This window comes from Candidatus Marivariicella framensis, from assembly GCF_982709265.1.
Genome location: NZ_CEXPNT010000002.1, coordinates 111,773 through 134,168, shown reverse-complemented (window position 1 = coordinate 134,168; position 22,396 = coordinate 111,773). Strand labels below are relative to the sequence as shown.

Sequence of the window (22,396 nt, the reverse complement as noted above, 5' to 3'; positions counted from 1 at the left end):
TTACAATTTACAATTTGATTTTAAAATTTTAAACTCCTTACCAGAGACTTCTATGATTTTTGAATTAAGACTTTTAAATCATTATGTTTATTTATGTCTTCTTCAGTATCAATATCATTTAATTCTGTAAGATAAAAAATCGAACTTTTATAATCAACTTGATTAATACTGTCTTCAAGTACTTTTGAAGAACCCCATGATTTAATACTAAAAATCGAATCACTTAATTTTTTTAAGCCCAATAAATAGTAACCACCATCTGAAGCAGGGCCAAAAACAACATCATTATTCTTTAAGGCATTAAAGGCTTTCTTGAAAATTTTTTTTTCAATACTCCAAAGGTCAGTTCCGACAACACAGATGTTTTTATAGCCCACTTCAAACCCCCATTTAAATGCTTTATTCATTCGACTACCTAAATCTTTTCCATTCTGAACCTTTTGGTATTTTGTAAACGACCAATTATTGTCATTAGGTATAAAATCACTATGAAACACAACAATATCGTGATCTAGCTGTTTTAAAACTGAAATGGTTTTATTTATAATGAGGTTATAAACCTTTAAGGCTTCAGCTTTACCAATGGATTTTGCAAGCCTTGTTTTGACTTTTCCAATTAAAGAGTTTTTACAAAATACAAGAACTAAAGTGTTTTCCATCTTTAATATTATTTCCAAGCTACAGGTATTAGTTCTCCTTTAACCAAACCGTATTTTATGATATCTCTATCAGAAAGTTTAGATGTTAAATCAATTTTTTCACACTTGAATCCAATATTAGATAACCTGTTAAAAAAATCCATACCATAAATTCGAACATGATCATACTGACCAAAATGCTTATTTCGATCTTTAGGATTAATTATTGTGTGGTCTTCATAGCTTTTTTCTTTTTCCGCATCTAAAGGAACCTGAAGAATAGCTTTCCCACCTTTTTTTAAAACTCTATAAATTTCTCTCATTGCCTTTATATCATCAATAATATGCTCAAGTACATGATTACACAAGATCAAATCGTAAGTTTCATTTTTAAATGGAAGGTTACATAAATTTGCTTTTACATCTGCCAGGGGTGAATTTAAATCTGTGGTTGTATATGTCCAGTTTTTAAAATTTTTAAATTTTTTATAAAAAACTTGTTCTGGTGCTACATGTAAAACATTTAAAAATTGATTTTCTAAATTATGGTCGCTTGTAAGATATAACCATAATAATCTATGCCTTTCTAATGAAAGTGTGCCAGGGGAAAGGGCGTTGGGCCTAATTTTATTGTAACCATAAGAAAGAAATCGACTATACTTTTTCCCGTTAATTGGATCTGTAAACTTAGAACCTTTAAAGACCAAGGAAAGTAGTGGTTGAAGTAAGATACTTAGTTTGATTAAAACTATCCTTGGAAAAATTTTAAGAATTATTTGCATTATTAAATTGTTTCAGAGCCTAAAAAGGGTAATTCTTGATTAGAATTAATTCCTTGAGCTGAATCTATATACTTAAAAGTAGAAAGTAAATTAGGCTTCCCATCTATTAGAGCTATGTTATGCTCAAAATGAGCACTTGGCAGATTGTCTTTGGTGATAATACTCCAACCATCTTTTAAATGTTTGATCTTATGAGTTCCCATATTGATCATCGGTTCTATAGCTAAAACCATCCCGTTTTCAAGTTTTTTTCCTTGTCCTCTTTTTCCATAATTTGCAATTTCAGGTGACTCATGCATTGTTTTACCTAGACCATGTCCAACAAGTTCTCTTACAACGCCATATCCTTTTGATTCGCAATGATATTGAATCGCATAGCCAATATCTCCTACTCTATTTCCAGCTTTAAACTCTGCGATACCCTTGTATAAAGATTCTTTTGTTGTTTCTAATAAAAGTTTGATTTTTGAATCTATTTCCCCAACGGGAAAAGTGTATGCATGATCACCATAAAACCCATCTTTAAGCGCTCCACAGTCAATGGAGAGAACATCACCCTCTTTGAGTGGAGTGTCATTGGGAATTCCATGAACAACTTGAGAGTTTGGTGATACACATAAAGTATTAGGAAAATCATAAAGACCTAAAAAACCAGGCTCTGCCCCATTATCCCTTATAAAAGTTTCAGCTAGTTTGTCTAATTTAAGAGTTGTTACTCCTGGAATAATTTCTGAAGTAAGCATTCCTAGCGTTTTAGACACTATGATAGCACTTTCTCGAATTAATTCAATTTCTTCTCTTGACTTTATAACAACTTTACTCATCTATTAGAATTTCATAATAGGGGTTTTTATATGATTCACCTTGAATAATAGTCTCCAAATCTTTTGCTAAAGAAATATTAGGAAATTCTACAAATCGATTTATTTCTTTTCCGTTTTTATAAAAAATTAATGTAGGAACATTTGTTATGTTTAGTCCTTTTTCATAATTAGCAGGTGTATGTTTTTCTCCAGAAACAGCATACATTTCAATTTTAGAAAGATCAAAACCGGAATAATCGATAAGCTTAAGCATCCCAGGTACTTCTCTTTCAGAATCCTCACACCATGTTCCCAAAAACAACTTAAGATTCATTTTTTTTAATAAAACTTTATTTTTTTCAACCCATCCAATGGGAACTTTATATCTATTATATTCTTCTTGAAACCATTCACTGTGCTCATATATAAGTAAATTTTGACGATTTATTTTACCCATTATAAACGGTTCTCCCTCTATAGTCTCTCCATAAATAATCGGAAGTGGAGATAAGCTTGAATTACAACCAAGTAGAATAAATATTATATATATTACTTTTTTCATCTGTAAATTACAATAGTGAATTCATCTTCATAGCTTCAGGCTTTTTAATATCTAGGATATCCAAGATTGTGGGTGCAATATTCCCCAAAACCCCATTATTAATTTTTCTCTTTTTACTATCCACTAGAATAACTGGAACTGGATTGGTTGTGTGTGCTGTATTTGGAGTTCCGTCATTGTTAATCATGTTTTCACAATTTCCATGATCTGCAATTATTAAACTAGTATAGTTCATTTTTATAGCAGCCGTAATTACTTCACTAGTACATGAATCAACAAATTCACAAGCCTTTATTGCTGCATTAAGATTTCCAGTATGGCCAACCATATCTGGGTTTGCAAAATTTAAACATATAAAGTCAGGTTGATCATCATTCATTTTTTTTATAATTGAATTTTTTATTTCAAAAGCGGACATTTCAGGTTTTAAGTCATAGGTTGCTACTTTTGGTGATGGACATAAAATTCTATCCTCATTTTTGAAAGCTTTTTCTCTTCCTCCATTGAAGAAAAAGGTAACATGAGGATATTTTTCAGTCTCTGCTATTCGAACTTGAGTTTTTCCAGCCATAGATATAACCTCTCCTAAGGTATCTTTTAAATTTTCTTTATCAAAAATTACTTTAATATTTTTAAATAATGAATCATACTTTGTAAGAGTTAAGAAATAGAGTTTGATCGGATTTATTTTAAATTTCGGATATGATTTTTGAGTTAATGACTGAGTTAATTGTCTTCCTCTGTCAGTTCGGAAGTTGAAAAAAATCACTATGTCATTTTCCTCAATTTTAGCTACGGGTTGATTGCTTATTGTGTTAACTAAGGGAGGAATGAACTCATCGGTAACCCCTTTCAAGTAATTTGATTCTAATTCCCCTATTAAATCATCAGTATTCTTTCCTTCATTTTTTAGTAAAAGATTATGTGCTTTTTTAACTCTTTCCCATCTTTGATCTCTATCCATAGCGAAATACCTACCAATAAGTGTAGCAATTTTAGCACCAGTTTTCTTGAGTACTGGTTCTAGTTCTTTAATAAAATCAATTGCCGATTTTGGATCAACATCTCTACCGTCAGTAAAAGCATGAATATAAAGTTTATTTAAATTCTCACTCTTAGCAATTTTTAATAATTCAATTAAATGGTTGATATGAGAATGTACACCTCCATTAGAAAGTAAACCTAAAAAATGAACTTTTTTATTATTTTTCTTAGCATAGTTATAAGCCTCTATTATTGTTTTTTCTTCTTTTAATTTATTGTTTTCAATAATCTTATTAATTTTAGCCAGATCTTGGTAAATAATTCTTCCAGCCCCTAAATTCATATGACCGACCTCACTATTTCCCATTTGATCCTCAGGAAGGCCAACGTGTTTTCCATGAGTAAGTAACTCAGCGTTAGAGTAATTTTCATATAGGCTGTCGATGAAAGGTGTTTTAGCATTTGTAATTGCTGACACAGAAGGGTTTTTTGTTTTACCCCAACCATCAAGAATCATTAATAAAGCTTTTGACATTTTGAATGTTATATATTCAAAGATAACAATTCAATAAGCTTATTTGTGACTATGCGAACGAAAAAAAATATTGTTACTTTGTGAAAAAAAGTGATTTTAGGTACAGTATATCGTTCTACGGGTAGTTGGTATAAAGTTGTTACTGCTGCTAAAATTATTAATTGCCGCATTAAAGGCAAGCTGAGGTTAGATGGCATTAAATCTACTAATCCTGTAGTCGTTGGAGACAAAGTTGTCGTCATGGAAGATCCATCATTTGGGGAGAATAACGGATTAATTGTTGAAATTAAACCACGAGAAAATTATATAGTAAGAAAATCTGTAAATCTATCTAAACAAACTCACATTATTGCTGCAAACATTGATCATGCATTTTTATTAATAACAGTCAATAATCCTCCAACTTCATGTGCTTTTATTGATAGATTCTTAGTTACAGCCGAGGCATATAAAGTTAATTCAACTTTAATATTTAATAAAATTGACACTTATGATTCCAATATAAAATCTAAAACTAACGAATTGGTAAAAATATATGAAAATATTGGCTATAATTGTATAAAAATCTCAGCATTAAAGAGACAAAACGTGAACAAATTACAGAACGTAATTTCAAATAAAGTTTGTATGTTTTCAGGACACTCTGGAGTTGGAAAATCAACACTAATAAATGCTTTATCTCCTAACCTTAATCTTCGTACTTCTTCAATTTCTCAACAACATCAGCAAGGTCAGCATACAACAACATTTGCCGAAATGTTTGATTTAGGAAATGGAGCTAAGTTGATAGACACTCCAGGTATAAAAGGTTTTGGATTGGTAGATATGGAAAAAAATGAAATAAGTAAATATTTTCCCGAATTTAATAAATTTTCTCAAAAATGTAAATTCAAGGATTGTCTCCATGTCAAGGAGCCAGGTTGTGAAGTTAAAAGTGCTATTGATAATATGTTGATTTCATCTTCTCGTTACAAAAGCTATATTCAACTTTTAGAGGATGATAGAACTTATAGGAACTTATGAGACTTTTAATTCAAAGAGTTGAAAAAGCGCAAGTTTTAGTGTCAAATGAAATAGTTGGAAAAATTGACAAAGGATTGTTGGTTTTTCAAGGAGTTGAAGATTTTGATAATCATGATGATATTAATTGGTTAGTAAATAAGGTTATTAATTTGAGAATATTTAATGATTCAAATAATGCAATGAACTTATCAGTCAAAGATATAGAGGGGGAAGTTTTAGTCGTGAGTCAGTTTACTTTAATGGCTTCTTTGAAAAAAGGAAATAGACCTTCGTATATAAAAGCTTCAGGTCAAAACCATGCTAATTTAATGTATAAAAAACTTATTACAGAGTTAGAGTTTTCATTAGGAAAGCTAATTCAGACTGGTATTTTTAGAGCAAACATGAAAGTTGAGCTAGTTAATGATGGACCCGTTACCATATGGATGGATTCTAAGGATAAGCAGTAGGGGTGGTAGCTACCAGATATTAACCTCTGGAGTGAGATTAATTTCAAAAACATCGAGTACTTCTTTCCTTATTTTTTTAGATAAATTGAAAATTTCGAGTCCTGAAGAATTACCATAATTAACTAGTATTAAAGCTTGATCCTTATGAACTCCCGCATCTCCATCTCGATAACCTTTGTAGTTTAATTTTTCAATTAACCAAGCAGCTGGAATTTTATATTTGTTTTTAGATGGATAATTGGGTATTTCAGGATATTTTTTTAGTAAAACCTCAAACAGAACCTCATCAATTATTGGATTTTTAAAAAAGCTACCGCAATTTCCAATTTGCTTTGGGTCAGGAAGTTTTGAGGTCCTAATTTCTATTACAGCTTTTGCAATTTTTGATGGACTAAGAGAATTTTTTTTAACTATTTTTTCAATATCCCCATATTTTGTAGCAAACTTATGGTGACCTTTTTTTGATAGTTTAACCTTAACTGAGGTTATTATATAATTGTTTTTTTCTTGATTTTTAAAAATGGAATCTCTGTATCCAAATTCACATTCTTCAACTGAAAATACTTTAGATTTTAAAGTTTTAATATTAATAGCTAAACATTCCACAAACACTTCTTTTAATTCTACCCCATAAGCTCCTATATTTTGAATAGGTGCAGCACCAATATTTCCTGGAATTAGCGCTAGGTTTTCAACTCCTCCATAATTATTTCTTATTGACCAAATCACAAATTCATGCCAGTTTTCGCCTGCATTAATATTAACTATTACATGCGAGTTGGTTTCTTTTTCAACTGAAATACCCTTTGTGTTTATATGTATAGTTAATCCATTAAATTTTTTAGTCCACAAAATATTACTTCCACCTCCCAAAACTTTTATAGGTAGAGAATTAGATTTAAGAATACTAATCAAATTTGATGTTTTCTCTATTTTGCAGTATCGATAGGTAGTGCCTTTAACTCCTATAGTAGTCAAATTTTCAATTGATTTATTTTCTTCTAATTGAATCATTTATCTAAGATAGAAAAGACTTATTAATCTTTAGAGGCTTTATTTTGTTTTTTAGATTTATTCATTTATCATTAAGTTTTTTAAATACAAACAGCCTTGTTACTTTTGTATTGCATAAATTAGATAAAAACATGTCAATTCCCACAAAGTTTGTTCCATCGGCAGTTGAAGATAAATGGTACAAATATTGGTTAGAAAATGATTTCTTTAAATCTACTCCTGATAATCGTAAGCCATATACAATTGTAATTCCCCCTCCTAACGTTACTGGAGTTTTACATATGGGACATATGATGAATAATTCTTTACAAGATATACTTATCCGAAGAGCTAGAATGCGAGGCTTTAACGCTTGTTGGGTTCCAGGTACAGATCATGCGTCAATAGCTACTGAAGCAAAAGTTGTTGAAAAACTCAAAAAAAAAGGAATTTTAAAAAAAGATCTTTCACGTGACGAATTTTTAAAGCATGCTTGGGAGTGGACCGATGAGTACGGTGGAGTTATCCTTGAACAGTTAAAAAAAATTGGATGTTCTTGTGATTGGGATAGAACCAAATTCACATTAGACCCTGAAATGTCAAAATCAGTAATTACTGTTTTTATTGATTTGTATAATAAAGGATTGATATACAAAGGATATAGAATGGTGAATTGGGATCCACAAGCTCAAACTACTTTGTCAGACGAGGAAGTTATACATAAAGAAAAAACAGGTAGTTTATTTTATATTTCTTACAAGGTTGATGGTTATGATGAATCACTTGTAATCGCCACAACTAGACCAGAAACTATACTAGGTGATACAGCAATATGTGTTAACCCAAAAGACGATCGATACAAACATCTTCATGGAAAAAATGCAATAGTACCAATATGTGGAAGATCTATACCTATAATACTCGATGAATATGTTGATGTTGAATTTGGAACGGGTTGTTTAAAAGTTACTCCAGCTCATGACCCAAATGATAAAAGCTTAGGAGAAAAACATAAATTAGATTTTATAGATATTTTAAACCCTGATGGTTCACTAAATTCATTTGGTTTGCAATATGAAGGGCAAGATAGATTTGCAGTTAGAAAATCTATAGTTAAAGACATGGAAGGTCTTGGATGTCTTGTGAAAAAAGAAAATCATACAAGTAAAGTAGGCACATCAGAAAGAACCAACGCAATAATAGAACCTCGAGTTTCTGAACAATGGTTTTTGAAGATGAAAAATTTAGCAAAACCTGCTATAGGGGCTGTTTTAGAAGCAAATGAAGTTCAATTAATTCCGAAAAAATTTAAAAACACTTACCGTAATTGGATGGAAAATATTACAGATTGGAATATATCTAGGCAATTATGGTGGGGTCACAGAATTCCAGTATATTATTATGGAAAGAATAATGATCATTATGTAGTTGCCGAGTCAAAAGAAAAAGCTTTAGAATTAGCAATAATTAAATTTGGAAACCCAAATATTTTAATTTCAGACTTAAGGCAAGATGCTGATGTTTTAGACACATGGTTTTCTTCGTGGTTATGGCCAATTTCAGTTTTTGATGGAATAAATAAGCCTAACAATGAAGAGGTGAATTATTATTATCCAACTCAAGACTTGGTAACCGGTCCAGATATATTATTTTTTTGGGTAGCTAGAATGATAATGGCAGGTTATGCATTTAGAGATAAATTTCCTTTCTCAAAAGTGTATTTAACAGGAATAGTTCGTGATCAAAAAGGACGAAAAATGTCTAAGCAATTGGGTAATTCTCCAGAGGCATTAGGTTTGATTAATGAATATGGGGCAGATGCTGTAAGAGTAGGACTCATGCTTAGCTCTGCAGCTGGAAATGATTTGTTATTTGATGAAAGTTTGTGTAAACAGGGTAAAAATTTTACTAATAAAATTTGGAATGCATATCGTCTAATTGATAGCTGGAACGTAGATTCAAAAATTGATCAACCCATTTCTTCTAAAGACGCAATATTATGTTTTGAACATGCATTTAATAAAGCTCTAGAAACTGTTGACGATCATTTTGAAAAGTATAGAATGTCAGATGCATTAATGACTGTTTATAAACTGATATGGGATGATTTTTGTTCCTGGCTACTAGAGATTACCAAACCTGATTATGGATCTTCAATTGATGAAACATCAATTAATCAAATTAAGATTCAATTTCAAAAAATATTAAAATTAATTCATCCTTTTATGCCTTTTATTTCAGAAGAAATATGGCATATAATTAAATCAAGAAGCAAAAAAGAATCTTTAGTTATTAGTTCATGGCCGGTTCAAAAAAAATATAGTAACTCAGTTTTGAAAAATTATGATACTTTAAAGCAAATTGTTGGATCTGTAAGGCATTTTCGAAAAGAAAATAGTTTAAAACAAAAATTTCCACTAAGTCTTTTTTACTATAAAACTAACTCCATTAAATTTACAGAAGTTATTTTGAGGCTTGCACAACTTGATAAAATCGAATTTTCTAATAAAAAAATAAAAGAAAAAGGAGGTGTATTTAGAGTAGGAGTAAATGAATTTTTTATTCCTTTAGAAATAAAAATAGATTCAAAAAAAGAATCAATTAAAATTAATGACGAACTAAAACATTTAGAAAAATTTCTTGGTTCAATAATGAATAAATTATCGAATTCTCGTTTTGTTGAAAATGCTCCAAATGATGTAATAGAGTTAGAGATGAAAAAAGCTAATGACTCCAGAGAAAAGATTGAAAACCTTCAAAGTAGACTAGAAAGTTTAAATTAAAACAGAATTTCCGCTTAATTATCAAACTCTTCTTACTAAATTTAAATAGAAGATATTATAGTTTTAGCACCTTTTGCAACTTGATCTAAAATGACATTTATAGGGACGTCAATTGGTAGCAATAAATCTACTCTTGAACCAAACTTTATAAAACCAGCATCATCACCTTGAGTCACTTTATCGCCTTCTTTAGCGTAATTCACTATACGTCTAGCTAATGCACCCGCAACTTGTCTATAAAGAATCTCTCCATACTCAGAAGATTTAATCACAATTGTAGTTCTTTCATTTTCTTCTGATGATTTAGGATGCCAAGCGACTAAATATCTCCCAGGATGGTATTTACTATAGGTAACCATTCCACTTATAGGATATCTCGTCACATGTACATTTAATGGAGACATAAAAATAGAAATTTGTCTTCGATTGTCCTTAAAATATTCCTTTTCAAAAACAGACTCAATTACAACTACTTTTCCGTCAGCAGGGGAAAGAACTTTTTTACTATCTGGATTAATAAATCTTTTTGGATTTCTAAAAAATTGTAAAATTATTATTAACACAAAGATTGCTGAAAATTGAATAAAATTTTTCAATAATGAATTTGTAATAATGTATTCTGAAAAAACAGAAACAAAAACAGTTATTATGAAGCTAGTGGTAATAATAAAAAACCCTTCTTTGTGAAACATTTAAAATTGATTTAAAATATAAAAACTCCATGGAGCAATAAAAATAATACTATCCATTCTGTCATAAAAACCTCCATGACCTGGTAAAATATTACCTGAGTCTTTAACCCCAGCATCACGCTTTATTTTAGACTGAACTAGGTCTCCTAGTGTAGCTAAAACTGGAATTAAAATAGAACAAATAATAATTTGAATAGGTTTTAGATCTATTTTTAAAGTATAGAATATTAGAGCTGCAAAACAAGTAAAAACAAATCCACTCCAAAATCCTTCCCATGATTTATTTGGTGAAATTCTTAATAGTAATTTGGTTTTTCCAAATTTTTTCCCAAACAAGTATGCGAAAGAGTTATTTGTCCAATTTAAAACAAAAACAAATAATAATATTTCAGGATTAAAAGTTCCTTTTGAAAAAGGTATTACTATTATAAAAAAACAACTAAAAACTACATATCCATATGTCAAAAAGATAATTATCAATTTTTTCTTATATGCATCTTGAAACAACCATTTTAGCATTAAAAAATGAGAGGCTAGAGTAACATAGAGTATAATTGAAATTGTATTTTTGTTAAATTTTTCTCTTAAAAAATAAAAGCACATAAAGCCTAGTAAAATATATGGGGTGATATAATTTAACTGTAATAATTTTTGAAATTCAAAAATTGCTAAACAAGAAAAGCAGAATATAATAAATGAAAACAATCTTACATCATAAAACAAAGAGACCATTATTATTGAAGCATATGCAATTCCAGTAAATGATCGAATAATTATGTTATTCATTTTTCACTCTTGAAGTAGTAAATAAATTTTTTTTGCACTATTTCCTTGAGATAAAAAATCAGATTCTTTATCTGTATTTTTAGCATTTAGTGTAGTTATATTTGATGGTAAATTTTTAGAATAAAACGCTTTTAATTTACTCATTCCTTCACTGACATCTCTGGCAAATTGAGCTATTCTTGCTTTTACTATAATGTTTTCTGGTAACTGGGTTAAATTTAAGTTTTTGATTTGATTACTTGAAATTAAAATCCCACCTGTATTTGCAATAAGAAACTCACAATTTATAAATGCTACTTTTTTTTCTTTAACGATTGTGGTTTCTTTATTGATTTCCAAATCAAAATTTTTTGCAATTTCTGAATCTAATGCAAATACATCTGATTTTATCCAATTATTCTCATGGAGTATATTCTTGAAAAATTTTTCAAAATCAGAATCAGAATCAGAAAATAAAAAACGACCTCCTTTTTCTGTAAAATTATGAGCAAATGCTATTTCAACTGGATCTTTTTTTTCTGGCATAAAAGGACTCTCAGATTTTTTAATCCCTTGAGTAACTTTTTTTTGGCCAAAAAAACTTTTCCAAAAACTCACAATTTCTAGTTATTTAATTTTTATTCATTGGATTTAAGTAAACTTTCTTTAGACTTTTCATCATAAGGACGATCTCCTAAAATTTTAACTAAATCATTTTTAAAGATAACTTCTTTTTCTAAAAGACGCTCAGCAAGTGCTGTCAATTTTTCTTTATTTGAACTAAGGAGCTCACAAGCTCTTTGATATTGCTTTTCGATTAGTTTTGATATTTCACTATCAATTTTTCTTGCAGTGTCTTCAGAGTAAGGTTTTGTGAAGTTATAATCCCCTTGCCCTGACGAATCGTAATAAGTAATATTTCCAAGATTCTCACTTAAACCATAAATAGAAACCATAGCCCTAGCTTGACGTGTAACTTTTTCTAAATCACTTAAAGCGCCGGTTGAAATTTTGTTAAACATTACCTTTTCAGCAGCTCTTCCTCCTAAAGTTGCACACATTTCATCAAGCATTTGTTCTGTCCTAACTATCATCCTTTCCTCAGGCAAATACCATGCGGCTCCTAAGGATTGTCCTCTAGGGACTATAGTCACTTTGACTAAAGGTGCAGCAAATTCAAGAAACCAACTTACTGCAGCATGACCAGCTTCGTGATAAGCAATAGTTTTTTTCTCATCTTTTGTTATTATTTTATTCTTTTTTTCTAGGCCACCAACAATTCTATCAACAGCATCTAAAAAATCTTGTTTTCCTACAGCTTTTTTATTTTTTCTTGCAGCAATTAGAGCGGCTTCATTACAAACATTTGCAATGTCTGCTCCAGAAAAACCTGGAGTTTGTTTAGCTAAAAAATCAACGTCTAAGGCTTTAATCGTTTTTAGTGGTTTTAAGTGAACTTTAAATATTTCTCTTCTTTCATTAAGATCAGGAAGATCTACATAAATTTGACGATCAAATCTTCCTGCCCTCATTAAAGCTTTATCTAATACATCTGCCCTGTTTGTAGCGGCTAAAACAATAACATTTGAATTGGTTCCAAATCCATCCATTTCGGTTAATAATTGATTAAGAGTATTTTCTCTTTCATCATTTGAACCTGTGAAATTACTTTTCCCTCTTGCTCTTCCAATAGCATCTATTTCGTCAATAAAAATGATTGCAGGAGACTTATCTTTTGCTTGTTTAAATAGATCTCTAACTCTAGATGCTCCAACTCCAACAAACATTTCTACAAAATCTGATCCAGAAAGAGAAAAAAATGGAACTTTTGCTTCACCCGCAACCGCTTTAGCTAAAAGAGTTTTTCCAGTTCCAGGCATTCCTACTAACAAGGCTCCTTTTGGAATTTTACCCCCTAAAGCAGTATATTTTCCCGGATTTTTTAAAAAGTCTACAATTTCTTGAACTTCTTCTTTTGCTCCTTCAAGTCCTGCAACATCTTTAAAAGTTGTCTTTATATCTGAATTTTGATCAAAAAGTTTAGCTTTAGATTTTCCGATATTAAAAATTTGACTTCCTGCTCCTCCAGCTCCCCCTCCTGACATTCTTCTCATTAGAAAAATCCAAACACCAACGATAATTATAATTGGAAGAAAGCCAATAATTATATCTAACCATTTATTCTCGACAGTATTAAATTCATATTTAAAATCTATTCCTTTTTCTTCAGCTTTTTCAAGTTTTCTTTGAAAAAGCTCAAGGTTGCCAACTTCGAATTGATAATGAGGTCCTTTTATGTTTTCTTGCCCTAAGAAGTTTTCAGATTTAACTCTTTGATGTTCAGCCTTGGATAAAACATCTTCTTTTAAAGAAATTTGAGCTAAATTTTTATTGATAACTATTATCTCTTTTACATCTCCAGCATTAAGGTATTTTTCAAACTCACTAATATTTGTTTTTCCAATATTATTAAAATTTGAATCACCACTAAAGAAACTCATTCCTAATAAAATAGTTATCACGATTCCATATACCCAATATATATTAACTTTAGGTTTTTTAGTTTTTTTATCTTTATTGTTTTCCATAATTATTAATAATTTGATGCAATTTGAATAGACCGGGCATCACCCCAAAGATTTTCTAAATTATAACGATCTCTTATTTGTTTTTGAAAGACGTGAACAACTACATCAATATAATCAATTAAAACCCATTCTGAGTTTTCTTGACCTTCTGTATGATAAGGTTTTTCTTTAAGGTTTTTACTTACGTTTTTTTGAACAGAGTTGACTATTGCATTAACGTGGGTGTTCGATGTGCCATTACAAATTATAAAATAACTACACACTGTATTTTGAATCTCTCGAAGATCCAGTATATTAACTTTAACACCTTTTACGTCATCTATCCCTCCAATAATTTTTGATATTAGAGTTTCTGTATTTGGGATATCTTTAATCATTAAAATATTTAATTTTGTACAAATTTATTATTTCTTAAACGTTAGATTTTATGTATCAACTAAACTTACGCAAACTTAGTGCCAGTAGCTCAACAAACAAAGAATTAAAAGATCTACTTAAATTAAATAATTTAAAGTCCGGTGATGGTATTTGGACCTTAAATCAAACAGATGGATTTGGACAACTTGGCTCTGTGTGGGAAGGAGAGGCTAATAGTCATCTGGCTTTTAGCTTATATAAAAAATTCGAAGATTTAAATCCAAAATGGATTTACTCTATTAATTGCGCTTCTGCACTAGCTGTACTTAAAACACTTGCCCAATTCAATGTGCCAGATCTATCGATAAAATGGCCTAACGACATTTTGTCAGGAAATAAAAAAATTTGTGGAATATTGGCAGAAAATCAAATAAAAAGTAATGAAATAAAATCAATAATTGGTATTGGAATCAATTTATATGAAAAGACATTTTTAAAATTACCAAACGCTACAAGCGTTTATATTGAAACGCAAAAAAAGCTTTCCTCAGATTTTTTTATTGATAAATTATCAAAAAATCTAATTATTTATACAGCTATGTGTACTAATTCTTTAGCTGAAAGTTTAAGTAAAATGTTTAATGAAAAACTATTTTTTTTAAAACAAAAGATTCTTTTTGAAATTAACGGCGAACTTGTAAATGCTAGAATTAATAAAGTTCATATAAATGGATTACTAGAATTAGAATTTAAAAACAGAGAAGTTAAAAGTTTCCAGCCTAAGGAAATTAAAATGATTTACTGAGAACTCCAAATATCTGGAGATTTTCTCCATTCACTTAATTTAGATAATGAATCGGAGTTAATCATATTTTGATTTAGTGCTTCATTAATTAAGGTGTCATAATCACTTAAAGTATTTAATTTTAATTTTAATTTTTTAAAATTTTCATCAGCAATTTTAAAGCCATAAGTGAAAAGACCTAACATGCCTATAACACTTGCTCCTTTATTCTTAAGTGCCTCAACAGCAATTAGACTGCTTTTTCCAGTAGAAATCAAATCTTCAATCACAACTACTTTTGAGTTGTCAGGTAAATAGCCTTCTATTTGATTTTTTCTGCCATGTTTTTTCTGTTCTGGCCTAACGTATATGAATGGTAAATTCAGCTTTTGAGCAACTAAAACCCCTATTCCTATTGCACCAGTAGCAACTCCAGCTATTATAAATTTTTCATTTTTATAAATAGATTTAGCTTGAATCGCTAGCTGATTACATAAATAATTTCTAATTTCAGGATAAGATAATGTTATTCGATTATCACAGTAAATTGGAGACTTCCATCCACTAGCCCACAAAAAGGGATTTTCAGGATTCAATTTAATTGCATTAATTTGTAAAAGATAATTTGCAGTTTCTACTGCGGTTTGTTGATCAAAAATCATATGCAAATGTATAAAGTTTTTTTAAATCATAAGCCCCTTATTTTAACAACCTCCATTGTTAAAAATACAGATATAACTCCACTAATTCATTCTAAATTTTCGGACTCTTCAATTATAATTAAAGCATTAAAGTCAAAAAAAACCAAATGTGTTTATTATTACAATTCAGATTCAGAAAAACTAATGAAACATCTGCAAAACCATTTTCCTATTATAGAAGCTGCGGGTGGAATGGTTAAAAACAATAAGGATCAATTTTTATTAATTTACAGAAATGGAAAATGGGATTTACCTAAAGGTCATCTGACTAAAAAAGAAATGATAGTTGATGGCGCAATAAGAGAAGTGATAGAAGAAACAGGAGCTCTTGATTTAGTTTCAAGATCAATTTTACCTACAACATATCATATATATAAAAAAAATGGACAATACATGTTGAAAAAAACTTATTGGTTTTTAATGGATACTTTTTATAAAGGAAATTTAAAGCCCCAAATTCAAGAAAATATTGAAAAAGCTGTTTGGAAAAATAAAGATGAAATTAAAAATGCAATGAAAAACATGTATTCAAATATAATGCTGCTTTTTAATTTTTATTTTGATGAGAAGTTCACAGCTGATGGAACTAAAGATTTGTAATCCCCCTTATTTTTAATAATATCTCTAACAATACTGCTACTTATAAATGAGGTTTTAGATGAAGTTAGAAGAAAAACAGTTTCTATACCTGATAATTTTCTATTTGTATGTGCTATTGCTTTTTCAAACTCAAAATCAGCAGGATTTCTTAATCCTCTTAAAATAAAATCAGCATCAATTGATTTACAATATTTTATTGTTAAACCCTCATAAAAGTGGACTTTAATCTTTTTGTATTTACTAAAAACACTATCGATAAAAGCCATTCTTTTTTCAATTGAAAACATATATTTTTTCTCACTATTTATTCCTACACCAATTATTATTTCATCAAAAAGTGGGAGAGCACGAAGAATGATGTCTTCATGACCATTTGTTATTGGGTCAAAAGATCCGGGAAAAAGAGCACGTTTCATTTTAAGGTATTTTTATTAAAATTATGAATTTTTAATCATTGCTTCATTTAATAGGTCTTCAAATAACTCATGAAGTTCAATTCCAGCAGCTTTACATTGTTTGGGAATGATACTTTCACTTGTTAATCCTGGCACAGTATTTATTTCTAGTAAGTGAGGGATGTTTTTTATAAAGATAAACTCACTTCGACAGATACCTTTTAATTCCAATTTATTATATAGAAATTTAGCCATTTCACTTACCTTTTTGAGCATTTCATATGAAATTTTAGCAGGTGTAATTTCTTCAGCCTTACCTTGATATTTCGCTTCATAATCAAAAAAATCATTTTCAGAAATGATTTCAGTAATCGGAAGACAAATAACATCGTTTTTATTTCTGTAAACTCCAACAGACACTTCTCTACCTTTCAATTCAGATTCAATTATAATTTGACTATCTTCTTTAAAGGCGTTTTTAATACCTAAATTAAGATCTCTTATGTCGGTTATTCTATATACTCCAAAACTACTTCCTGCTCTGTTTGCTTTAACAAAACAAGGAAGACCAAGCTTTTTAACAATTTCTTTTTCTTTAAATAATTCACCTTCATTAAGGTGAATTGACTTTGCAGTTGGAATATTATATTTCTTAACAACAGAGAGGCAATCTCTTTTGTTATATGTTAAAGCTGCAGGAGAATAGTCACAGCTTGTGTGTGGGATTTTTTGAAAATCAAGTTTGGCTGCTAATTGACCATCTTCTCCAGGTGGACCATGAAGTGCATTGAAAATCACATCAAAATCATGTTGAACATCTTCAAAAAAAAATGAGAAATTATTTTTCGAAAAAGATATTTTTTCAGTTTCAGATATTTTAATAAACCAATTTTGAAAATCAAGAACTAGAAGAAAAGCATTCCAACCTGATTTTTTTAAAGTTTCTAAAACTAGTGTTCCACTTTTCAGGGAGATATTTCTCTCTGAACCATAGCCTCCGCAAGCAACACCAATAATACTTTTACTTTTATTTAACATTACTACAAAGGTAGCAGATTTAATAGCATTGCAAAAGTGTTATATTTGCTACAAATTTCTATATGAGTTTTCTAAAATTTTTAATTTCAGGTACTTTTGTGAAACTGATAATTAAGTCAATTGTTTTTTTAACTTTTTTCATTATTTTGACCTTAAAAGCTCTAGAACTAATCACCTATCATGAAAAGCATGAGCTAGTCCCTGATATTTCTGGAATTGAATTAAATGATGCAATTAAGATTCTTAATGAAAATTATTTACGATATGAAGTAATTGATTCTGCTAAATTTAATCCTAAACTTCCACCTTATGCTGTAATAGAAGTATTTCCAGTACCGTTAAGTGAAGTTAAAAAAGATCGTAAAATTTATTTAACATTAAACCCTTCCGGATATAGGAAAATTAGTATTCCAAATATTATTCAAATTACACGTCGAAATGCTGAATCTATGCTAAGGGCGGTAGGGTTTGATATTGGGAAAATAATGTACAGAAACAACATAGGAAAAGACATGGTTTTAGAAATCAGGTATCAAGGAAAAGTAATAGCCCCAGGATCTGTTTTACCCAAGACAACAAAAATAGATTTAATTTTAGGCAATGGTATTCGCTAATGAAAAATGAACCAATAGCTATTGACGAAAATTTACATGAGCACTTTAACTTTAAAGCAGACAAAGGACAAGACCCTCTTCGTGTAGATAAATTTTTGATGAATAGGATTGAAAATTCAACTAGAAGTAAAATTCAACAGGCAGCCAAGTCCGGAAGTATCTTCGTAAATGGATCTATTGTAAAGTCTAATTATAAAGTAAAAGGGGGTGACAATATTCGAGTTTTATTTACACACCCCCCGCATGAAAATCTTCTGATCCCTGAAAATATTCCAATAGATATAGAATATGAAGATGATTTTCTTATTATAATTAATAAACCTCCCGGGATGGTTGTTCACCCTGGACATGGTAATTATTCAGGCACGATGATAAATGCGCTTTTATATAAATTTGAAAAACTACCTGTAAATAATAATCATAGGCCGGGATTAGTTCATAGGATTGACAAAGACACCTCAGGTCTTTTAGTTATTGCTAAATCAGAGTCTTCAATGACATTTTTAGCTAAACAGTTTTATGATAAAAGTACAACTAGGGAGTATTTTGCCTTAGTTTGGGGTAACGTTGAAAAGGATACAGGTGAGATAGAGGGAAATATAGGGCGTAACCCAAAAAATCGTTTACAAATGAAAGTTTTTCCTGAAAATGATAATGGTAAAACAGCAATTACTCACTATAAAGTATTAAAACGATATGGTTATGTAACCCTGGTTAGCTGCAGATTAGAAACAGGAAGAACTCATCAGATTAGAGTTCACATGAAATATATTGGACATACAATATTTAATGATGAAAGATATGGTGGAAATCAAATCTTAAAAGGAACTAACTTTACTAAATACAAACAATTTGTTGATAATTGTTTTAAGATTATGCCAAGGCAAGCTCTTCACGCAAAAACCTTAGGTTTTATTCACCCAAAGAGTAATGATTATGTCTCTTTTGACTCTGAGCTACCTGAAGACTTTAAAAGCGTTATTACTAAATGGGATAATTATTCTAAAAACAGTCAAAATTAATAATCGATTTAATTTTTAAATCCTTTGGTTTAATTTAATCATAAATCTATTATTTTTGATTTAAATCTTAATTTGTTTTATCATGAAAATTTTTATTTCTCCAGCAAAGTCTTTGGATTTGATTTCTAAACCACCAGCTGTTCAAGAATCTCAACCTTATTTTTTAAATGAGGCTAATAGTTTAAACAGAATATTAAAAAATAAAACAGTTAATAATTTAATTGATTTAATGAATTTATCAGAAAAATTAAGTCAACTAAATTGGGAGCGGAATCAAAATTTTATAACGGGTGATTCTCGGCCAGCTATTTTTACATTTAATGGTGATGTTTATTCTGGATTAGATCCATACTCATTTTCAAATAAAAAATTAGACACTCTTCAAAAAAACTTAAGAATAATATCTGGCTTATATGGAATATTACGTCCATTTGATCTTATTCAACCATATAGACTGGAAATGGGAACATCACTAAGAATTGGAAAGAATAATAACCTTTATGAATTCTGGAAGAAAAAAATCACAAATCATATTATTAAGGAGATAAATCACGATGAGGTTATAGTTGATTTGGCAAGTAAAGAATACTCTTTAGCTATTAATTTTAAGTCAATTAAAAACAGTGTTATATCCCCAGTTTTTAAAGATTTTAAAAACGGAAAATTAAAAATAATTTCTTTTTATGCTAAAAAGGCTAGAGGTGCTATGTCTAGATTTTTAATAGAAAAAGACGCTAATTCAATTAATGATATTTTAAAGTTTTCTGAGGATGGGTATGCTTACAGTGAGGTTGATACCAATGATAAAAATACTCCGATTTTCATTCGTTGAGATTGCTAATGCTTTAGCTCTGAATTGATGCCTAATAAAAAGTTTTCTTTATAATTCTTGATAAATTCAACTGTTAAATATTTTGATCCTAGAACTTTATTTTCAATAAATAATTTGGTGAGATCTAATTTTAACAATTCTTTTAAAATATTTTTTGATATCGGAGCATAACTATAATGCCATGGTTCATGTTCAAAACCTTTTCGTTTATCGTTTTTTGTGTAAACTAGATAAAACCCAAACTTTTCCGAATTTTCATCTAACCACTTTTTTAGCTTCACATAAGGACCGTTTTTATAAAATTTTTCAGTTAACAAAACATCTCCTTCAGGATTAATGTTATCATCAACAACATCTATGTCTGTTCCCCAATGATGCCTTGAGGTTCCAGGTATTGTTGAATATTCAATTATTTTTAAAATATTTTCATTTATCGAAAAACCCATAGAATCATTTTTTTTAAACTTTCGGTTCCATATTTTTTCTTGTTGATAGAAAGACCGAAAACTAGATATAATTTTTATTTTAATATTATCTTTTAGTGCTGCAATTTTCATTAATTCGAAAGACTTTGCAGCTTCAGGAAGTAATTGGTAATCTACTTTTTTTATCATGTAGACTTCTGATTGTCCAGTTAATTGAGTGTTAGATAATAGATTATTTTTTTGTCCATAAGACATTGAGAAACAAATTAATAATAATAATAATTTTTTCATAAATAAATTAAATCATACTAATATATAACCTTATTATAATCATTGTTTATCTTAAAGTCTTTTACTAAAACCAAATTTATATCTTTGTTATATTGCGGGAGTAGCTCAGTTGGTAGAGCGTCAGCCTTCCAAGCTGAATGTCGCCGGTTCGAACCCGGTCTCCCGCTCAAAAGTTTTGAATATTATTTTAATTTTATTTATGAAGCGTATTTTTTTTAATTTATTATTCCTAACATCAATTTTTTTATCTGCTCAGCAAAGAAGACTCATAAATGGTAAACTTTTGTACAGAAATAATAATGTTATTGCAGCTAATGTAATTAACAATTCATCCCAATTTAATACTATAACAGATAGTGATGGAGAGTTTCAAATTGATGTTAGTAAAGGTGATGAAATTATTTTTTCATCTGTAGAATTTAAAATTAAAAGTATAGTGATAACTGATGAAATATTAAATAAAAACAGACTGGTTGTTAATATAACTGAAAGAGTTAATATTCTTGACGAAATAGTTATAAGTCCTGAAAATACAGAAAAGTTTTTAGACCTTATTGAAGAGCAATTTAAAGGCTTTGATTATGTTCAGGATAAATCTACAAGACTTGAAAATACAATATTGAGACAAGGCCAATTATACAACGGTATTGACTTTATAAATGTAGCTAAATTGATATCAAAATTAATTTTGAACAGCTCTGAAGAGCAGAAAAAAAAGCTTATTCCAAGTAAAGTGCTTCCTTTTGTTTTTGAAGACAAGTTTTTTACCGATGAACTGGGAATTAAAAAAGATCAAATAACTGATTTTTTGAAATTTTTAGATAAAGAATTAACTTCAAATCAGCTACTTCAAAAATCTAAACAATTCTTATTAATTGACTATTTGTATAGTGTAGTAGAAGATTATAAAAACAAATCTTAAATGAATCGATTCTTATTCTTATTTTTCATTTTAGGAATATTAAATGTTAATGCTCAAATTAATAATTCATCTTTATTGAAAGGTAGAGTTTCAACCAACGACTCAATATCAATATCCTCCATTCATATAATAAATAAAACTAGAGGTAGTGCAACTATCACTAATGATGATGGGTATTTTGAAATTTTTAGCACAGTAAAAGACACAATAATTATATCTGCTATTCAATTTAGCGTAAAAATCATTGTGATAAATAATGAAATGCTTGAGAGCAAAGAGATAGTAATTCCTTTGGAGGAATTTATAAATCAATTGTCTGAAGTAATAGTAAAACCACACAATTTATCTGGAGATTTGTTTAAAGATTTTGAGAATTCAGGAGTTAAGGCAATCAATTTTTACAATATGGGTATTCCTGGGTTTAAAGGGAAAAGAAAAGAAAAGATAGTTTCTAGTAAAAGTTTAATAATGAGCACTATTTTCCTTCCTTTAGGAGCGCCAGTTGATATTGAGGCTGTATATAAGCATGTTTCAGGGTACTATAAACGTTTAAAAAAGAAACGCAAACTAGATATTGAGTTTGATGTTGTTGCAAACTTGATTAAATTTTATGGAATAGATTATTTTATTGAAACTTATGAAGTGACAGAAGATAAAGTTTATGAATTTGTTTCTGGAACTTATGAGAACTTTCCTTTAAAACAAAGTTTTAAAAGAAATGAGCATAATAAAGTAATGGAGTATTTTGATCAAAATCACATAAGAGTATTAAGTAATGAATAACTTATTTTTTATATGAGTATAATAGTCTTATTTAT

At 29.3% G+C, this 22,396-nt stretch carries 25 protein-coding genes and 1 tRNA gene; 11 read left to right on the top strand and 15 right to left on the bottom strand.

What is annotated here, in order from left to right; genetic code table 11:
- Positions 1-50: 50 nt before the first annotated feature.
- Genes AC34EU_RS01600 through gpmI form a run of 5 tightly spaced genes read right to left on the bottom strand, consistent with a single transcriptional unit; the run spans position 51 to position 4,304 of the window.
- Positions 51-659: a TIGR04282 family arsenosugar biosynthesis glycosyltransferase gene (locus tag AC34EU_RS01600; protein ID WP_487533109.1), complete on the bottom strand. Its 609-nt coding sequence runs from the start codon at positions 657-659 to the stop codon at positions 51-53.
- An 8-nt stretch (positions 660-667) separates the two neighbouring features.
- On the bottom strand, positions 668-1,420 hold the full coding sequence (locus AC34EU_RS01595; protein ID WP_487533110.1) for a class I SAM-dependent methyltransferase: 753 nt from the start codon (positions 1,418-1,420) through the stop codon (positions 668-670).
- Positions 1,421-1,422: 2 nt separating this feature from the next.
- The gene (map, locus tag AC34EU_RS01590; RefSeq protein ID WP_487533112.1) at positions 1,423-2,244 is read right to left on the bottom strand and encodes a type I methionyl aminopeptidase; all 822 of its coding nucleotides are present in this window, start codon (positions 2,242-2,244) and stop codon (positions 1,423-1,425) included.
- Complete coding sequence (locus tag AC34EU_RS01585; protein WP_489696004.1) at positions 2,237-2,785, bottom strand: thioredoxin family protein; 549 nt, start codon at positions 2,783-2,785, stop codon at positions 2,237-2,239. The genes map and AC34EU_RS01585 overlap by 8 nt, the downstream gene beginning before the upstream one ends.
- 7 nt (positions 2,786-2,792) lie before the next feature.
- Positions 2,793-4,304, bottom strand: a complete 1,512-nt coding sequence (gene gpmI / locus AC34EU_RS01580) for a 2,3-bisphosphoglycerate-independent phosphoglycerate mutase (protein ID WP_489696003.1) — start codon at positions 4,302-4,304, stop codon at positions 2,793-2,795.
- A gap of 93 nt (positions 4,305-4,397) precedes the next feature.
- Between gpmI and rsgA the strand changes: the two genes are divergently transcribed.
- A complete protein-coding gene (gene rsgA / locus AC34EU_RS01575) occupies positions 4,398-5,327 on the top strand; it encodes a ribosome small subunit-dependent GTPase A (protein WP_487533277.1) in 930 nt (309 codons plus the stop codon).
- Positions 5,324-5,776 carry a D-aminoacyl-tRNA deacylase gene (dtd, locus tag AC34EU_RS01570; protein ID WP_487533116.1) on the top strand — a complete coding sequence of 151 codons (453 nt, stop codon included), beginning with the start codon at positions 5,324-5,326 and terminating at the stop codon, positions 5,774-5,776. Before rsgA ends, dtd begins: the two co-directional genes overlap by 4 nt.
- 9 nt (positions 5,777-5,785) lie before the next feature.
- Here the strand turns inward: dtd and murB are convergent, their stop codons facing one another.
- Positions 5,786-6,790 (bottom strand): UDP-N-acetylmuramate dehydrogenase, encoded by a 1,005-nt coding sequence (gene murB / locus AC34EU_RS01565; protein WP_487533118.1) that lies wholly within the window; start codon positions 6,788-6,790, stop codon positions 5,786-5,788.
- Positions 6,791-6,921: 131 nt separating this feature from the next.
- Here murB and AC34EU_RS01560 point away from each other — a divergent pair, with 131 nt between their 5' ends.
- Positions 6,922-9,552, top strand: a complete 2,631-nt coding sequence (locus tag AC34EU_RS01560) for a valine--tRNA ligase (protein WP_487533120.1) — start codon at positions 6,922-6,924, stop codon at positions 9,550-9,552.
- 41 nt (positions 9,553-9,593) lie between these two features.
- Here the strand turns inward: AC34EU_RS01560 and AC34EU_RS01555 are convergent, their stop codons facing one another.
- From AC34EU_RS01555 to rsfS, 5 genes are read right to left on the bottom strand one after another with little or no spacing between them, the layout of a single operon-like run.
- On the bottom strand, positions 9,594-10,244 hold the full coding sequence (locus AC34EU_RS01555; protein ID WP_487533122.1) for a phosphatidylserine decarboxylase family protein: 651 nt from the start codon (positions 10,242-10,244) through the stop codon (positions 9,594-9,596).
- Entirely contained in the window at positions 10,245-11,030 is a 786-nt protein-coding gene (locus AC34EU_RS01550) for a phosphatidate cytidylyltransferase (protein ID WP_487533123.1), read from the bottom strand.
- Positions 11,031-11,033: 3 nt separating this feature from the next.
- Positions 11,034-11,627 carry an LUD domain-containing protein gene (locus tag AC34EU_RS01545; protein ID WP_487533124.1) on the bottom strand — a complete coding sequence of 198 codons (594 nt, stop codon included), beginning with the start codon at positions 11,625-11,627 and terminating at the stop codon, positions 11,034-11,036.
- Positions 11,628-11,647: 20 nt separating this feature from the next.
- Positions 11,648-13,597, bottom strand: a complete 1,950-nt coding sequence (gene ftsH, locus AC34EU_RS01540; protein ID WP_487533125.1) for an ATP-dependent zinc metalloprotease FtsH — start codon at positions 13,595-13,597, stop codon at positions 11,648-11,650.
- 5 nt (positions 13,598-13,602) lie between these two features.
- The gene (gene rsfS, locus AC34EU_RS01535) at positions 13,603-13,974 is read right to left on the bottom strand and encodes a ribosome silencing factor (RefSeq protein ID WP_487533126.1); all 372 of its coding nucleotides are present in this window, start codon (positions 13,972-13,974) and stop codon (positions 13,603-13,605) included.
- Positions 13,975-14,024: 50 nt separating this feature from the next.
- Here rsfS and AC34EU_RS01530 point away from each other — a divergent pair, with 50 nt between their 5' ends.
- A complete protein-coding gene (locus tag AC34EU_RS01530; protein ID WP_487533127.1) occupies positions 14,025-14,759 on the top strand; it encodes a biotin--[acetyl-CoA-carboxylase] ligase in 735 nt (244 codons plus the stop codon).
- Here AC34EU_RS01530 and pyrE read toward each other — a convergent pair.
- Entirely contained in the window at positions 14,753-15,400 is a 648-nt protein-coding gene (pyrE, locus tag AC34EU_RS01525; RefSeq protein WP_487533129.1) for an orotate phosphoribosyltransferase, read from the bottom strand. The genes AC34EU_RS01530 and pyrE overlap by 7 nt on opposite strands.
- A 6-nt stretch (positions 15,401-15,406) precedes the next feature.
- Between pyrE and AC34EU_RS01520 the strand changes: the two genes are divergently transcribed.
- A complete protein-coding gene (locus tag AC34EU_RS01520) occupies positions 15,407-16,039 on the top strand; it encodes an NUDIX hydrolase (RefSeq protein ID WP_487533130.1) in 633 nt (210 codons plus the stop codon).
- Here AC34EU_RS01520 and coaD read toward each other — a convergent pair.
- Both coaD and AC34EU_RS01510 read right to left on the bottom strand, forming a co-directional pair.
- Positions 15,994-16,455: a pantetheine-phosphate adenylyltransferase gene (gene coaD, locus AC34EU_RS01515; protein WP_487533131.1), complete on the bottom strand. Its 462-nt coding sequence runs from the start codon at positions 16,453-16,455 to the stop codon at positions 15,994-15,996. The two genes, AC34EU_RS01520 and coaD, sit on opposite strands and share 46 nt — an antisense overlap.
- A gap of 21 nt (positions 16,456-16,476) precedes the next feature.
- Entirely contained in the window at positions 16,477-17,472 is a 996-nt protein-coding gene (locus AC34EU_RS01510) for a D-alanine--D-alanine ligase (RefSeq protein WP_487533132.1), read from the bottom strand.
- A gap of 62 nt (positions 17,473-17,534) precedes the next feature.
- Between AC34EU_RS01510 and AC34EU_RS01505 the strand changes: the two genes are divergently transcribed.
- The 3 genes from AC34EU_RS01505 to yaaA all read left to right on the top strand — a co-directional run bounded on the left by AC34EU_RS01505 (position 17,535) and on the right by yaaA (position 19,940).
- Positions 17,535-18,086, top strand: a complete 552-nt coding sequence (locus AC34EU_RS01505) for a PASTA domain-containing protein (protein WP_487533133.1) — start codon at positions 17,535-17,537, stop codon at positions 18,084-18,086.
- Complete coding sequence (locus tag AC34EU_RS01500) at positions 18,086-19,108, top strand: RluA family pseudouridine synthase (protein WP_487533135.1); 1,023 nt, start codon at positions 18,086-18,088, stop codon at positions 19,106-19,108. Before AC34EU_RS01505 ends, AC34EU_RS01500 begins: the two co-directional genes overlap by 1 nt.
- 82 nt (positions 19,109-19,190) lie before the next feature.
- On the top strand, positions 19,191-19,940 hold the full coding sequence (gene yaaA, locus AC34EU_RS01495) for a peroxide stress protein YaaA (RefSeq protein ID WP_487533136.1): 750 nt from the start codon (positions 19,191-19,193) through the stop codon (positions 19,938-19,940).
- 5 nt (positions 19,941-19,945) lie between these two features.
- Here yaaA and AC34EU_RS01490 read toward each other — a convergent pair whose 3' ends face one another.
- Positions 19,946-20,656 (bottom strand): M15 family metallopeptidase, encoded by a 711-nt coding sequence (locus AC34EU_RS01490; RefSeq protein WP_487533137.1) that lies wholly within the window; start codon positions 20,654-20,656, stop codon positions 19,946-19,948.
- A 94-nt stretch (positions 20,657-20,750) separates the two neighbouring features.
- Between AC34EU_RS01490 and AC34EU_RS01485 the strand changes: the two genes are divergently transcribed.
- From AC34EU_RS01485 to AC34EU_RS01475, 3 genes are all read left to right on the top strand, one after another.
- Positions 20,751-20,823: transfer RNA gene (locus AC34EU_RS01485), tRNA-Gly, on the top strand.
- A gap of 32 nt (positions 20,824-20,855) precedes the next feature.
- A complete protein-coding gene (locus tag AC34EU_RS01480) occupies positions 20,856-21,578 on the top strand; it encodes a carboxypeptidase-like regulatory domain-containing protein (RefSeq protein WP_487533138.1) in 723 nt (240 codons plus the stop codon).
- Positions 21,579-22,361, top strand: a complete 783-nt coding sequence (locus AC34EU_RS01475) for a peptidase associated/transthyretin-like domain-containing protein (RefSeq protein ID WP_487533139.1) — start codon at positions 21,579-21,581, stop codon at positions 22,359-22,361.
- Positions 22,362-22,396: the final 35 nt, after the last annotated feature.

Coding starts and splice junctions, on each gene's coding strand:
- AC34EU_RS01585 (WP_489696004.1), bottom strand. CDS start 2,785: ATGAAAAAAGTAATATATATAATATTTATTCTACTTGGTTGTAATTCA.
- AC34EU_RS01510 (WP_487533132.1), bottom strand. CDS start 17,472: ATGTTAAATAAAAGTAAAAGTATTATTGGTGTTGCTTGCGGAGGCTAT.
- AC34EU_RS01490 (WP_487533137.1), bottom strand. CDS start 20,656: ATGAAAAAATTATTATTATTATTAATTTGTTTCTCAATGTCTTATGGA.
- map (WP_487533112.1), bottom strand. CDS start 2,244: ATGAGTAAAGTTGTTATAAAGTCAAGAGAAGAAATTGAATTAATTCGA.
- ftsH (WP_487533125.1), bottom strand. CDS start 13,597: ATGGAAAACAATAAAGATAAAAAAACTAAAAAACCTAAAGTTAATATA.
- AC34EU_RS01560 (WP_487533120.1), top strand. CDS start 6,922: ATGTCAATTCCCACAAAGTTTGTTCCATCGGCAGTTGAAGATAAATGG.
- AC34EU_RS01500 (WP_487533135.1), top strand. CDS start 18,086: ATGAAAAATGAACCAATAGCTATTGACGAAAATTTACATGAGCACTTT.
- AC34EU_RS01555 (WP_487533122.1), bottom strand. CDS start 10,244: ATGTTTCACAAAGAAGGGTTTTTTATTATTACCACTAGCTTCATAATA.
- dtd (WP_487533116.1), top strand. CDS start 5,324: ATGAGACTTTTAATTCAAAGAGTTGAAAAAGCGCAAGTTTTAGTGTCA.
- AC34EU_RS01600 (WP_487533109.1), bottom strand. CDS start 659: ATGGAAAACACTTTAGTTCTTGTATTTTGTAAAAACTCTTTAATTGGA.
- pyrE (WP_487533129.1), bottom strand. CDS start 15,400: ATGATTTTTGATCAACAAACCGCAGTAGAAACTGCAAATTATCTTTTA.
- yaaA (WP_487533136.1), top strand. CDS start 19,191: ATGAAAATTTTTATTTCTCCAGCAAAGTCTTTGGATTTGATTTCTAAA.
- AC34EU_RS01520 (WP_487533130.1), top strand. CDS start 15,407: ATGTATAAAGTTTTTTTAAATCATAAGCCCCTTATTTTAACAACCTCC.
- murB (WP_487533118.1), bottom strand. CDS start 6,790: ATGATTCAATTAGAAGAAAATAAATCAATTGAAAATTTGACTACTATA.
- coaD (WP_487533131.1), bottom strand. CDS start 16,455: ATGAAACGTGCTCTTTTTCCCGGATCTTTTGACCCAATAACAAATGGT.
- AC34EU_RS01530 (WP_487533127.1), top strand. CDS start 14,025: ATGTATCAACTAAACTTACGCAAACTTAGTGCCAGTAGCTCAACAAAC.
- AC34EU_RS01475 (WP_487533139.1), top strand. CDS start 21,579: ATGAATCGATTCTTATTCTTATTTTTCATTTTAGGAATATTAAATGTT.
- gpmI (WP_489696003.1), bottom strand. CDS start 4,304: ATGTCAAAAGCTTTATTAATGATTCTTGATGGTTGGGGTAAAACAAAA.
- AC34EU_RS01595 (WP_487533110.1), bottom strand. CDS start 1,420: ATGCAAATAATTCTTAAAATTTTTCCAAGGATAGTTTTAATCAAACTA.
- rsfS (WP_487533126.1), bottom strand. CDS start 13,974: ATGATTAAAGATATCCCAAATACAGAAACTCTAATATCAAAAATTATT.
- AC34EU_RS01505 (WP_487533133.1), top strand. CDS start 17,535: ATGAGTTTTCTAAAATTTTTAATTTCAGGTACTTTTGTGAAACTGATA.
- AC34EU_RS01480 (WP_487533138.1), top strand. CDS start 20,856: ATGAAGCGTATTTTTTTTAATTTATTATTCCTAACATCAATTTTTTTA.
- AC34EU_RS01550 (WP_487533123.1), bottom strand. CDS start 11,030: ATGAATAACATAATTATTCGATCATTTACTGGAATTGCATATGCTTCA.